At 68.5% G+C, this 12,032-nt stretch carries 11 protein-coding genes and 5 tRNA genes; 4 read left to right on the plus strand and 12 right to left on the minus strand.

The window, feature by feature from the left end; genetic code table 11:
- The coding region (locus HY703_13915) for a zf-HC2 domain-containing protein (protein MBI4546286.1) at positions 1-1,944 on the minus strand (1,944 nt) is incomplete at its 3' end.
- Positions 1,945-1,948: 4 nt separating this feature from the next.
- Positions 1,949-2,476, minus strand: a complete 528-nt coding sequence (locus HY703_13920) for a sigma-70 family RNA polymerase sigma factor (GenBank protein MBI4546287.1) — start codon at positions 2,474-2,476, stop codon at positions 1,949-1,951.
- A gap of 426 nt (positions 2,477-2,902) precedes the next feature.
- On the opposite strand from HY703_13920, the gene HY703_13925 reads away from it, so the two are divergent.
- Entirely contained in the window at positions 2,903-3,370 is a 468-nt protein-coding gene (locus tag HY703_13925; GenBank protein ID MBI4546288.1) for a MarR family transcriptional regulator, read from the plus strand.
- A 6-nt stretch (positions 3,371-3,376) separates the two neighbouring features.
- On the opposite strand, the gene HY703_13930 is transcribed toward HY703_13925, so the two are convergent.
- The 4 genes from HY703_13930 to HY703_13945 form a co-directional block, all read right to left on the minus strand.
- Positions 3,377-4,129 (minus strand): YceI family protein, encoded by a 753-nt coding sequence (locus HY703_13930; GenBank protein ID MBI4546289.1) that lies wholly within the window; start codon positions 4,127-4,129, stop codon positions 3,377-3,379.
- Positions 4,130-4,453: 324 nt separating this feature from the next.
- Positions 4,454-5,458, minus strand: coding sequence for a hypothetical protein (locus HY703_13935; GenBank protein MBI4546290.1), 1,005 nt, complete (start codon positions 5,456-5,458; stop codon positions 4,454-4,456).
- Positions 5,455-6,792 carry an FAD-dependent oxidoreductase gene (locus HY703_13940; GenBank protein ID MBI4546291.1) on the minus strand — a complete coding sequence of 446 codons (1,338 nt, stop codon included), beginning with the start codon at positions 6,790-6,792 and terminating at the stop codon, positions 5,455-5,457. Before HY703_13940 ends, HY703_13935 begins: the two co-directional genes overlap by 4 nt.
- Positions 6,785-8,137, minus strand: coding sequence for a DUF2029 domain-containing protein (locus tag HY703_13945; protein MBI4546292.1), 1,353 nt, complete (start codon positions 8,135-8,137; stop codon positions 6,785-6,787). Before HY703_13945 ends, HY703_13940 begins: the two co-directional genes overlap by 8 nt.
- A gap of 237 nt (positions 8,138-8,374) precedes the next feature.
- Between HY703_13945 and HY703_13950 the strand changes: the two genes are divergently transcribed.
- Positions 8,375-8,938 carry a Uma2 family endonuclease gene (locus tag HY703_13950; GenBank protein MBI4546293.1) on the plus strand — a complete coding sequence of 188 codons (564 nt, stop codon included), beginning with the start codon at positions 8,375-8,377 and terminating at the stop codon, positions 8,936-8,938.
- Between the two features lie 561 nt (positions 8,939-9,499).
- Positions 9,500-9,763 (plus strand): hypothetical protein, encoded by a 264-nt coding sequence (locus HY703_13955; protein MBI4546294.1) that lies wholly within the window; start codon positions 9,500-9,502, stop codon positions 9,761-9,763.
- A 615-nt stretch (positions 9,764-10,378) separates the two neighbouring features.
- Here HY703_13955 and HY703_13960 read toward each other — a convergent pair.
- Entirely contained in the window at positions 10,379-10,711 is a 333-nt protein-coding gene (locus HY703_13960; GenBank protein ID MBI4546295.1) for a hypothetical protein, read from the minus strand.
- Positions 10,712-10,910: 199 nt separating this feature from the next.
- On the opposite strand from HY703_13960, the gene HY703_13965 reads away from it, so the two are divergent.
- Positions 10,911-11,129 (plus strand): hypothetical protein, encoded by a 219-nt coding sequence (locus tag HY703_13965; GenBank protein ID MBI4546296.1) that lies wholly within the window; start codon positions 10,911-10,913, stop codon positions 11,127-11,129.
- A gap of 197 nt (positions 11,130-11,326) precedes the next feature.
- Here HY703_13965 and HY703_13970 read toward each other — a convergent pair.
- The 5 genes from HY703_13970 to HY703_13990 all read right to left on the minus strand — a co-directional run bounded on the left by HY703_13970 (position 11,327) and on the right by HY703_13990 (position 11,999).
- Positions 11,327-11,410 (minus strand) — tRNA-Ser (locus tag HY703_13970).
- A 114-nt stretch (positions 11,411-11,524) separates the two neighbouring features.
- Positions 11,525-11,598 (minus strand) — tRNA-Pro (locus HY703_13975).
- Positions 11,599-11,656: 58 nt separating this feature from the next.
- Positions 11,657-11,745 (minus strand) — tRNA-Ser (locus HY703_13980).
- Positions 11,746-11,819: 74 nt separating this feature from the next.
- Positions 11,820-11,907: transfer RNA gene (locus HY703_13985), tRNA-Ser, on the minus strand.
- Positions 11,908-11,926: 19 nt separating this feature from the next.
- Positions 11,927-11,999: transfer RNA gene (locus tag HY703_13990), tRNA-Gln, on the minus strand.
- Between the last annotated feature and the right edge of the window lie 33 nt (positions 12,000-12,032).

The following is a 12,032-nucleotide window of genomic DNA, read 5'->3' on the forward strand; positions in this document are numbered from 1 at the left end:
CTTGCGCATCTCGAAGGAAGGCGGTTCCGCCGTGATGGTCAAGAGCCGGATGCCGCGCCCCGCAAAGGCGCGGTGCAGTCGCTCGAGCGGCTCGAGCTGCCAGAGGGCGGGGGCGCAGAACCGGGACCAGAAGGCCACCACGGTCACCGCCTCACCCGTGAGCTGGCTCCAGGAGCGCGGGTTGCCGAGCGCGTCCTGCAGCCGCGGATCATGGCGAACCGGGCGCGCGGTGGCCCGTGCCAGGATTCGCGAACGCATGTCCAGCCGGGCCTGCTCCAGCCACTGCGCCCAGCGCCGCGCGTCGAAGTGACGGCCGGCCAGCAGGCGGGCGGAATCCTCGAGCGCGCGGGGTGCGGACGGGTCTACGCTGGCGCGGGCCAGGGCCTCGAGCGCGGCCGACGTGTCGCCTGCCAGGAGCCGGGCCTCCGCCAGCTTGCGAAAGCTGCGCGCGTCCCATTCCGTGGCGACGGCGGACTCGAGCGCCTGGACGGCGCCGCGCGGCTGGTCGGCGGCCAGCAGACCCTCCCCCAGCGCGGCGAGGGCCGCGCGCGCCTCGGCAGCGCTTCGGGCCCGGTACTCGGCCACGGAGACGTCGAGAGCCCGCGCTTCGTCCTCCACCTGCCGGAGCTGCTCGATGCGCCGGCGCAGGCGGCGCTCGCCTTCCGCGCGCAGCTCAGGAGTGTTCATGAGCAGCGAGCCCACCCAGGTGGACTTCCAGGGCAGAAGCTGCTGGTAGCGATCCGCCCACCGGAGCAGCAGCCGGGGATCGCGGAGCTGGCGCGCGGCCGACAGCCCCTGCACTACCAGCTGCTCTTGGGGCTGCGCTTGCGACCAGAGCTGCTCCAGCTCTTCGAGAAGAGAAGCGGGGCTTTCCGCGTTGCGGTTGACGATGGAAACCGCGCGATCCTGAACCGCCGCGGGTGACGCCGGTGCTTCCCCGGCCAGGCGCTCCCGCCAGTAGCGGGCGGCGGCCGAGTCGCCCAGATGCACGGCGTAGAAGAACATGGATGCCAGCTCATCGGGCGGCAAATCGCGCCGGCCGGAGAACTGCCTGTGGAAGCGCTGGAATTGTGAGCGGTGGGCTTCCGTCAGGCTGTCGCCGGTACCGGCGCTGCGCACCGCCTGCTCGAAAGAAAAAGCCAGGTACCAGCCGAAGGCGCGCTCGGGATACAAATGCCGCAGCTCCTGCGCGGTCTGGAAGGCCAGCTCCCAGTTGCGCGGAATCAGGTCATAGCTGCGCTGCTTGAGCGCGTCGAAGGCGGGGCGCCCGTCCCGCGCCGGGATCAGCAGGTCCCAGAGGCGGCGGCCGTTGCTGTCCAGCCGTTCGCCCGCCGGGTCCTCCACCGCGAACACGCCGTACACGGCGGTTTCGGGCAGGCGGAACGACCCGCGGTAGAGCCCCCCGCCCACGGGCGCGAGCTCCGAGACCGGGAGCTGGCGAAGCGCTTCATTATGTGCCGGGTCGCCGGCCGTACGGAAGCGGCCCCTGAGGAGCAGCCGGTCCTGATCGCGCAGCAGCGCGCCGCTCCGGTAATCGACCCGCACCAGTTCGCCGGGCCGGGCGTTCTCGGGGAAGAAGAGGAGCTCGCTCTTCTCCGCTTCGAGCTCGGGCACGGTCAGCAGCGCCACCGCGCCGGCCAGCAGCAGCGCCAGGGTGGCAGCGATCGCGTAGATCCGGGTCGGCCGCGCGGGCTGCGGGTCGGCCAGCGGCAGGATCACGCGCTCGCCCGCGGCACGCCTCGCCCGGATGCGGTCCAGCGCATCCTGCGGCAGAGCAGGAACGGGCAGCGTGCGCGCCGCCTCGCGCAACTCTCGAACGAACGAGACGGTCCCGCGGCAGCGGGCGCAACCGGCCAGATGGCCGGCGACCCGGGCGCGCCGCGGCTCACCCAGTTCCCCATCAGCGTACCGGTTGAGCTGCCGAAACGTCGGATGCCTCAGCATGGCCTCATCTCCCCAAGTATTCCTGAAGCAACTTTCTCGCGCGGTGCAGCCGCACCTCGGACAGGCTGCTCGAGATGCCCAGGATGTGGGCGATCTCCGCGTGGGGGTAGCCCTCCATCTCCTTCAGCACGAACACCACGCGCAATTCCTCTGGAAGCGTGTCCAGCGCCCGCTGCAGCGCCAGACGGTCCACCATGCCCGCGACCGAGCGGTCCGTCACTGAGTAGTTTGTCCCTTGCAACGCGTCCTCCCGGCGCCGTTCGTAGCTGCGCAGCCTCATCAACGCCGTCCGTATCGCCACCCGCCTGATCCACTCCCCCAGCGCTGCGCGACCCTCATAGCTTCGCAACGCCTCCGGCAGGCCCAGGAACACGTCCTGAAGCACGTCGTCCGCATCAGCCGCCGAGCCGATGATGCGATAGGCAAGGCGGTGCACCAGCGGGCTGTATGCCCGGTACAGTTCGTCCAGGGCTTCGGGGGCGCCCGCACGGACCGCCTCGACCAGCGCGGCACTCCAGTGGCGTTCACTCAAGCGTCACCTGTCCCCAGCCGTAGACCGACCGCCCTCCACCTCGTGCCTCTATATATATAGATGCCGCTCGACCCCAAAACCTTACAAAGCCGAAGAAACACCGTAGGCGGAAAGGCGGCGTCGGTGCCGCACTCGTCAGGGAGCTGCAGTACGGCGGGGCGCGGCCTGCCGCGAATTTCCGGGGCACAGGCTGGCGGCGGCGGTGTACGGATCTCAGCTTGGCCGCCCGGCGGGGTTGCCGCCGCGCGGATCCGCTGAAGCCAGCGAAGCGGAGTCTGCAGCACGGAAAGCAGCAGGTCAGGCCCGCAGTGGCGGCCCCTCGGGGTAGCTTGACCTTGCCCGGCCACACACACACTTTGGGGGTAAAAGCAGACACAGCCCTTCCGGCCCTGCTCTAAACTAAATGTAAGGATTCATCGGAGGCGCATGCCGCAAACGTTGCAGGAGGAGATCAAGCAGACCCGGCCGTTTGCGCGGCCCGAGTTCGAGGCGTTGGTGAGCGTCATGCGCACGGCCGCCGTGCTTGACCACGCCCTCGGCGACGCGCTCAGGCCCTACGGGCTTACGCGCAGGCAATACAATGTGCTGCGTATCCTGCGCGGTGCGGGCGAGGCTGGACTGTGCGGGCGGGACATCGGGGAGCGGCTCGTCGACATAGTGCCGGATGTGCCGCGGCTGCTGGCGCGGCTGGAGGCGCTGGGGCTGATCAGCCGGGCGAGGGGCCCCCACGACCGGCGGCATGTGACCGCCCGCCTCACCGCCATGGGCCGGGAGCTCCTGGAACAGTCGACCCCCTGTCTCAACGAGATTGCCCTCCAGCGGTTTGCCCGTCTGGACGAGGAGGTCACGCGTGCCTTGATCGACGGCCTGGCCGTGGTCCGCGAGCACGGCTGAGCGCGCTCACCGCCGTATGGCGGGGCAAATTCTGCCGGAAGCGGTCCCGCGCAGCGCGAAGTGGATATCCACCGGGTCGGCCACCTTCACTACTCCCGCCACCGATTCCGGCCGGATCCCGAACGCACTCTGCCGGACTCGCAGCGTGCCCGAGAGGTGTATGGTTTCTGGCCCGGACGATTCCATGCGCACGGGGAGCTGCACCTCGCTGGTCACCCCACGAATCGTCAGTCGCCCTCGTACCGTGAGCAGCCCTGGGCCCGCGTGCTGGACCGAAGTCGTCTCGAACAGGAGCTGGGGGTGCGTCTCCGCCGCCAGGTGCGCCTCATCGAGCATCTTCCCCTGGATCTCCCGCACGTCCTCCTCGCCCGGGCCGCCTCCCAGCCCGGCCAGCGCGCGTGCAGGAGCAGAGTCAATGACCAGAGAGCGGGTGTTCACGGTGAAGGCTGCGCTGGAGGCCTCGGCCGCGGCCTCATCGAAGCACAGCGTGGCAGTCCAATCGGTAGGGATGATCGCGTGTTCGTGCCCGAGGAAGGAGAGCAGCCCGGACCTGTGAGTAACGACGTAGATGTGCGATGCGGAAGGATCGACGGTGTACTCCCGCGGGCCATCCTGGCTCGGTCGAGACCGCACTGCTGCTTCCAGTCCCGCGCCTCCGGAGTCGACGGTGTGCTGGCGCGCGTCATCCTGGCAAATTCCGCGCGCGTAGGTTGCCAGAAGGAGCAGCAGCAGCGAGGCAGCGCATCGGCTAGGCAGCACAGGCCCTCTCGATCCAGGGCTGCGCCCGGCGCCCCGGTTAGCGAGTCTCCGCATACCGGCTGCCGGGGCAAAAGGTTCCTGGGCGCGCGAAGCGGCCGAGATGCGCACGGCCTCGGTCGGCATGCGCTCGCGCACGCCGCTTGCGTTGGCGAGGCCCGTGGCTGGAGCTTCGCAGGTGGAGGGAGGAGTAATGCAAAGCAGGGTGAACCCGTTCAGGTCCCGCGTCCGCCACATCGTCATCGGGCTCCTTTCGCTCCTCCTCCCTGCCTGCTGGCCCCGATTCGCCGCAGGCGAGTCGAGCAGGACCTAGGGGAACTCCTGACCTCATGCCTGGTCCGCGGCCCGAGCATAGAGCCAGAGAGACAGCAACCAGAAGTAAATGCTGTCCAGGAAGTGTTCAAAGTAGTGAGAGCTCAGCAGGTACGGCACGCTCAGTGATCCGCCCCTGGCGAATGCCGGGGCCTGGGCCATGGCGGGGATACCGGCGTCCAGCGACACCCGGACCTGGTGGCCGAAGCCGACGAGGAACACCGCGAGCAGGGCGGCGCACGCCAGGAGCGCCGGGCCGTAGGTGTCCGCGGGGGTCCGCGCATCGGGCCGGCGTGCGATCCAGTGGAAACTCGCGAGCGGCAGGGGCAGGTACGTCAGCGGGAACGTGGCCAGCTCGCGCACGCTGTGCGCCATGTAGCGGGGGTCCGACCAGAGCCCGACCAGCGGGGCGGGTGTCCGGAGATTCACCGCCAGAGTCATGGCAACGACCAGGCCTGCGCCGGCGCAGAGCAGCCCCCGGCCCGCTGCGCCGGGCCGCAGCGGAAGCCTCAGCAGGTGCGCGGCCGCCGCCAGGTAGGGCGGGATCAGGAGCAGCATGAGCACGGTGCTCGGAAGATGCAGGTTCCAGGACCCGCCCACGGCGTAGCCCCCCGCCCGCTGCCGGCGTTGCAGGATGTAGGCGACGGTGTCCTCGACGCCGAAGGCGGCCAGGCTCAGAGCCAGGCACAGCGCCAGGAAGGCGCACAACAGAACGGCGAGTGAGCGGGTGCCCATCGGGCCGCGGCGAACGCCGGGCGGCCCCACCAGCATCAAGTAGCTCCCGACGAACCAGCAGGCCAGCACGGTGTCGACCGGCACGTGCCCCAGGAAGTGCGAGGCGTACAGCGAGGTTCGCAGCAGGCCGTACTGCTCGCTCTCGTGCACCGGGATGCTCCACAGCGACGCGGAGCCGTGGTACCACGCCAGATATGCGTAGGAGGCCAGGTAGGTGAGCAGGGGCACCAGGAACAGGAGCGCCGCCCGGGAACGCGCTTCGCGACCGGCGCCCGCGTCGATCAAGACGAAGTGTACTCCGCCACGATCTCGCGGCCGAAGCGGAGCGCGTCATGCATCCACGCGTACTGAAACTGGCCGTTGCGACCTGAGATCCGCAGGTTCTCGAAACTCGCGAGGTACTCTTGCAGGCTGGCGACTCGCTCCTCGAAGCCGAGCTCGAGGATGGGATACGCGAATGGGATGCGCAGGACGCGCGCGTCCAGCACCTGCTCATACCTTGCCCAGCCCACGATCGCGAGCGCCTCGCAGATCCGCGTCACGATCTGCGCGTCCGTCGCGCGCCAGGTGGCATCCTGGAACTGGCAGGGCACTTCCGTGATCAGCGAGGTCCGGCCCGCTGGCGACATCTGCGGGCTGCGGTTGCGCGGCTCGGACACCCGGGTCATTGGCAGCTCGGGATCCGGGAAGTACACCGTTGCCGACTCCGTCACCGAGGGCACCGCCAGGAACAGTGCGACCACTACCAGGCTGCGGAAACGAAGACTGTCGGCCACGGCGAGCGTCGCGGCTGGCGGCGCCGGGTCCATCAGCCTCAGCAGCAGGTTCAGGGGGAGTGTCGATACGACCTGGTCCACGCCGTGATGCTCCGCGCCGTTGACCTCCAACGCCTCGATGCGGCGGCCGTCGTGCAGCACGCGGGTGATCCGCGCGCCCAGCCGGATCCGCTCGGTGCCGCAGACCTCCGCCAGGCGCTCCGAGATCCGACCATATCCGCGCGTCGGATAGTAGAAGCGGGAGCCCTCGAGATGCTTCGTCCGCGCCTTCGCCCCCAGCACGGCTTCCACCAGCAAGGAGCGGAAGCTCAGGCCCCCGAGCCGGCTGCCGGCCAGGCGCGGCGACAGCCGTCGGCACGGCACACCCCAGAGTTTTTCGGAATAATTGAGCAGCAAGCGCTCCGCGAGGTACCGGCCGTAAGTGTGGACGGCCACGGACTCGAAGTCCGCGTCTGGACGGCCCGCCCGCATCCGGGCGCGGGCCAGGCTCGCCAGCGCCCGCAGGAACGCGGCTGGTCCCAGCGCCACCAGCAGGTTCAACGGCGCGAGTGGAAAGTCGACCCACCGGCCGCGGTGGAAGATTCGGCTCGGCGAGTCGACTTCCTGAAGCTCCTCACCCAGGAGTCGTTTGACGTCCGCCGTGCTGACCGCGTCCTTGTCGTGGAAGCGGTGGGCCCCCGAGTCGAACAGGAATTCTCCGTGCGCCACCGTGATGCAGTTCCCGCCCACCCGATCGGCCGCTTCCAAGATCTGGAAGGACAGACCTCGCTCGCGGGCATAGAAGCCCACCGCGAGCCCGGCCGGCCCGCCACCGAGTATGCTCAGCCTTACGGGCTCAGCCATCCACGGTTCTGCCGCGTCCGGTCCGCATCAGCCACGCCACGGACAGGCCGTACAGCAGCAGCATGCCGACGGCGCTCGTGGCGGCGTACCGGAAGGGGGGACCGGGCGGTATGCCCAGCCCCGCCAGAGTCACCAGCGCCCCCAGGCGCCACGGCCACGGGAAGTAGTCCTCGCCGGACCCGGCGCGCCGCGCACAAAGGATCAGGATCACCAGAGGATACAGCAGCACGAAATAGTGAAGCCATACGATGCGGGAGGCCAACAGGCCCGCGTTGATCCCCGAGAAGAACACGAGGACCTCCGGGATGCCCACGTCCCGCGGCGCGCCCGGCGCAGCGGCGATCCGCGCCCCCGCCAGCACCACGCCCGCGGAGATGAGGCCGACGAGCCCGAGGCCGAGCACGGGGCCGGCCTGCACGGCTGCGAGCTCTGAAAGGACGCGGCTGAGGGCCATGTTGCCCCCGCCCAGGGAGTAGTCGATCTCGGTGACGACGTAGCGCAGGGCGTGGCGCCACGCCCACCAGATTCCCATTCCGCCGGAACGGATCCCGGCATAGGTCGCGGCCAGCGCGGCACCGAACAGGACGCCCGACGCCACCTGAGCCGCCGTCCGGTACCGGCGCGAGGCGAGCCAGAACACGCCCAGCAGCAACGCCCCCACCACGATGTTGGGCTTGAGCATCACGGTCGCGCCGATCACCGCGCCGGCCGCCAGTCGTCGTCTCGCCGATCCCGCGCCGTGCAGCAGACCGAGAGCCAGAGCCACGCAACCAAGCTGGATCTGGTTGACGTTGCCGACCGTCAGCTCCGAGTAAAACGGCGCGTACCACAGGTAATAGGACGCCAGGATCAACAGCGTGGTGAGGCCGGACACGCGGCACATGCGGGCGAGCCACAGAAGGCTGACGCCGGCGCAGAGCATGCTCAGCGCGCGGAACCGGGCGAAGTCCGCGTTGTAGTTCCGCTCCCCCGAAAACAGCGGCGCGAAAAGGCTGTAGAGGAAAGGGGTGCCGCTCAAGGCCAGGCGATCGCTGCGATACGCGGCGGCGAGCCGATGCTCGCGCGACGCTCCGGGTCGCGCCGCCCTGCCAGCGTAAACGCCCGCCAGCACGCGGCGATCCGCCTCCACGTAGAGGTCCAGTTCCGGGAACTCCACCAGCGCCTGCCCGGCGACCCAGTACTGGTAGTAGTCGACCCCGGGCATGGCGCGCCCATAGCTCCAGGCCCTCCCCACAGCTTCCACGAGTAGGAACGCGGCGAGGAGCGTCGTAGCGTCCAGGAGCCGGTGGGGCAGCCGGAAGGGCTCCTTCACCCCGGGCGCACGCTGCCCTCCGCGGCGGCTCATCCACCGAGCCAGCCGGCCCGGTCCGACGGCGGACTCGCGGGCCGCAGGGAGCATGAGCTGGGTCTGATGACGGCCGGGACGACCTCCCGGCGGGTGGGGCGCAAGCCCCTGAAACGCCGTTTGACAATGCTCCTCTCACGTTAGCTGCCATCGTGTCAGCACGTCAACGTCGTCTTCCAGCGCCCCTGCCGCCCGCTCCGCCTTCCCCGCGCCGATCCGCGCGGCTATACTGGAACCATGTCGCGCCCCCTGATTCGCCCGGGCCCTCTGACACTCGAGGAGTACCTCGGGCTTGAGGAGGCGAGCGCTGTCAAACACGAGTATGTGGCGGGCGAGATGTACGCGCTCGCCGGAGTCAGCCCCCGCCACAACCTCATCGCGCTCAACATCGCCGCCGCACTGCGCGCCGCGGCGCGGGGCGGCCCCTGTCGCGTCTACATCGCTGACGTGAAGCTTCGGACCCCCCGGGACCGCATCTACTATCCCGACGTCATGGTGGTCTGCGTCCCGGGCTACGAGGCGGACACGATCCAGACCGCCCCGTGCGTGGTAGTGGAAGTGACCTCTCGCGGCACGGCGAGGATCGACCGGCAGGAGAAGCTCCTGGCCTACCAGCAGATCCCCGAGCTTATGGCGTACCTGATCGTCGACCAGGACCGCCGGCGCGTCGAGCGGCACTGGCGGGGCGAGGACGGGGTGTGGCGACGCACCGACTGCACGGAGGGGGCAGTCCCGTTCCCCTGCACGGAAATCGAGCTCACGATGGACCAAATCTACGAGGGCGTAGAGTACCGGTCCTAGCGCCCGGTGGTGCTCGCGCTGTCTCGCCTCCCCTGCCGTTCTTGCTCCATCATTGGCGCACCTCACCTCGGCCACGAGTCACAATTCGAGGCGTGCGGCTTCGTCGCCTGCAAAGCGGCGCCTGGCATCATGGATCGCTGGACGGAGTGCACGGCCCCCTTGTGTTCCTGCGCGCGCTCGAATTCTGTCTGGCGCGGGCTGAGGCCAGAAACGCCACAAGGCGCTGCACGACGGAACTCCATGTCGCGCAACGCCTTGCCAGGTAGCGGAGGCGGAGGGACTCGAACCCCCAAGGGCATAAGCCCGCCGCATTTCGAGTGCATCCCTGCACCTCTCGCCAAACGTAGCCATCGGTACAAAAACGCAGAACGACGCCGCTTCCTGGGCGTGGCCGGGACCGGCTCACGGGCGGGTTTCCCGGCCTTTCCCTCTCCGTTACGGCACAGTTACGGCACAGTGGTGCGACCTTTCGCGCGCCGTGGGCTGGGTTGCGTTCAGTCTCTCATGGATGACAGGGCACCGTGAATGCATGAGATCGTGAGACCCATAGGAGGTGAGATCATGGGATCATCCAAGCGACGGGCGGTCTGGCTGAGCGGCACGCTGCTGACTGAGATCGAGGCGGCGGCCGTGCGCGAGACGCTGAGACGTGGCCGGCCCGTGAGTGTGGGCGCGTACACCCGGGGACTACTAGCACGCACGCTGCGCAGCGAGCCAGAGGCGACGGTCCAGCCTGAGCCCGTGGCTCCTCCCGCTGAGCCTGCGGAAGCGCGACCGCTGACGCTCGCGGAGCTACGGGCCCGGCTACGCACCCACCCCGCGTGAGGGTGTGTGTGACCAAACCATCGCGCGTCGGTGTGTGTTTAAGGGTCTACGCGCGTGCGCGCGGGCGGGGGTGGCGGACCTGGAGATTCGTCCACCTCCCGCAACGCACAGCCACGCACACTCCCACGGTCGCGCCCTCCGCTCGCGCCCCGGCGCGCCTCGCCGGCGCCACGACCGACCGACCGACCCCCCCCGGCCGGGCTATGATTCCCGAGGCCCCATCAAGTCGGGTTGTGCGTGAACATTCGGCTTGTGCTACCCAAATGCACGCGGGCGAGTGACTAACGGGCGCTCTACCATGCGTGTCCCTGCTCGCTCCTTTTTGCAGGAGGAAGCCCATCCCCCCCGGCCCTTAACCGTTCTAGGCGGGATCGCTCTTTGGCGGGGTCCTGCGGTGGCTGCTGCACGCCGTACCGATGCCTGCCACGATGCGAGCGCGGGGACGGATGCCGACCCGCCAGCCCCCCAGGTCCCGTCACCACCCCGGTACACGCAAGAGTCAGGGTTCGAGCGAAGGGAAAACCCGTTTTCGGTACCGTGGCGCCCTGGGGGCGGTAGGAAACGCGCCAGGATGCCCCACGAGCGATTCGTCGGGTGGGGGGCTATGCTTTTCAGTTACCCCGCACCCAGCGCCATCTGCTCCTGGGTAATGTCCCTGCGGTCGTGAACGTCGAAGGGGTAGTTGAGGCGGATCGTGTTGATCTCCGTCCCCAAGCTGAAAATCATCCACCGGTAGGCCACCACCGGTGGCTCCTCAATTTCGACGGGGCCGCCCCCGACTCTCTGCTGAATCTCCTCCACCGCGGAGCGCAACTCAGTCAAGGCGTCCTCCAGCTTGTCCACCGAGGCGAGAACGCCTGGCATCTCTTCGAGCGACGCAACGTAGAGGAGCTGCCCGTCCATGATGCTGGGCGTGATGGTCGCCTTCACGTGTGCCGGCAAGCTCATCTATTCCTCCTGGCCTCCAAGATGCGTTGGAGCTGTGTACAGATCCCTAGCACGACCTCCGGCGGGCACTCCTGCCACTCCTTGATCCAAAAGTATACGGGGTCCCCACCTGCCTCCTGGTATATACGCGTATGGTACCCCGGGCGGTCCTCCCCGGGCAAGGCATCCGTAATCCCTCCTGCCGCACTGCCTCCCAGACATGCTGGACGACCCGCGACATGTTGAGCGTGATGATCAGCCGGCGGCGCAGTTCGTCCTGATAGAAAAGCGGGGGAGAGATGGCAATACGGTCGGATCGGATGAATTGCTCGACGATCTGCACCAACTGCGCCAGCAGGACCTCGCGGCTGCCTTGCCAGGTGTGCTTCATTTGGTCGAACACGTCCCGCGCTGTCTCGAAGATGATGGAAGGCGTTGAGAAGCTGGCCCAGCTGCACGAGCAGAACCCAGCCCCGGCGGCCGTGGTCCCGCTCCAGGCCCGAAGGTAGGAGAGCCGAGCTATGGGGTGCCGCCAGTTTTTTTGTGCCGTGCTATGGCACAATTGCGGCACAAAAACAGCCGGTGAGCCTTCCGGGGCTCGGCGGCTCTGTCTCGTAAGTTGTTGTGTTTCACCAGCGGAGGCGGAGGGACTCGAACCCCCAAGGGCATAAGCCCGCCGCATTTCGAGTGCGGTGCCTTACCAGTTAGGACTACGCCTCCGGAGTTGGGAGGCGCGAGGGCGGCCCGGCACTCAGCCCGGCACTCAGTTCCTCACGTCAACCATGCGGCTGGCATGCCTCAACTGAGTGCCGGGCCGCCCTCGCGCCGCACCAGTCGGGGAGACTGGATTTGAACCAGCGGCCCCTGCGTCCCGAACGCAGTGCTCTACCGGGCTGAGCTACTCCCCGAGTCTCTCCTCCTGGCTGTTGTGCAGCCGTTTGCCGAGCCGTCCGCGCCCCTGTCGAGCGGACGGGGTGGGATTCGAACCCACGAGGCGGTTTTAGCCGCCCACACGCTCTCCAGGCGTGCGCCTTAAGCCACTCGGCCACCCGTCCCGTGTGTTCCGTTCCGCTGCTGGCCGGGGCGAGATCCGCCTCGTGCGACACTGCGGCGCCCCGGCGCGCGGGAGCGGAGAGGGAGGGATTCGAACCCTCGAGGGTCTTTTGGACCCAAACGCCTTAGCAGGGCGCCGCCTTAAGCCTCTCGGCCACCTCTCCAAGTCGGCCTCCCCCCGGATTGCCCCTCCTGGGTTCGAACCAGGACTCTCCTGATCCAGAGTCAGGCGTGTTGCCAATTACACCAAGGGGCATCGCTCCGCGGCGCTGGGAGCGCCGTGCAGGAA

The organism is Gemmatimonadota bacterium, from assembly GCA_016209965.1.
Taxonomy (GTDB): domain Bacteria; phylum Gemmatimonadota; class Gemmatimonadetes; order Longimicrobiales; family RSA9; genus JACQVE01.

Coding starts and splice junctions, on each gene's coding strand:
- HY703_13960 (MBI4546295.1), bottom strand. CDS start 10,711: ATGAGCTTGCCGGCACACGTGAAGGCGACCATCACGCCCAGCATCATG.
- HY703_13945 (MBI4546292.1), bottom strand. CDS start 8,137: ATGAGCCGCCGCGGAGGGCAGCGTGCGCCCGGGGTGAAGGAGCCCTTC.
- HY703_13925 (MBI4546288.1), top strand. CDS start 2,903: ATGCCGCAAACGTTGCAGGAGGAGATCAAGCAGACCCGGCCGTTTGCG.
- HY703_13940 (MBI4546291.1), bottom strand. CDS start 6,792: ATGGCTGAGCCCGTAAGGCTGAGCATACTCGGTGGCGGGCCGGCCGGG.
- HY703_13950 (MBI4546293.1), top strand. CDS start 8,375: ATGTCGCGCCCCCTGATTCGCCCGGGCCCTCTGACACTCGAGGAGTAC.
- HY703_13965 (MBI4546296.1), top strand. CDS start 10,911: ATGCTGGACGACCCGCGACATGTTGAGCGTGATGATCAGCCGGCGGCG.
- HY703_13955 (MBI4546294.1), top strand. CDS start 9,500: ATGGGATCATCCAAGCGACGGGCGGTCTGGCTGAGCGGCACGCTGCTG.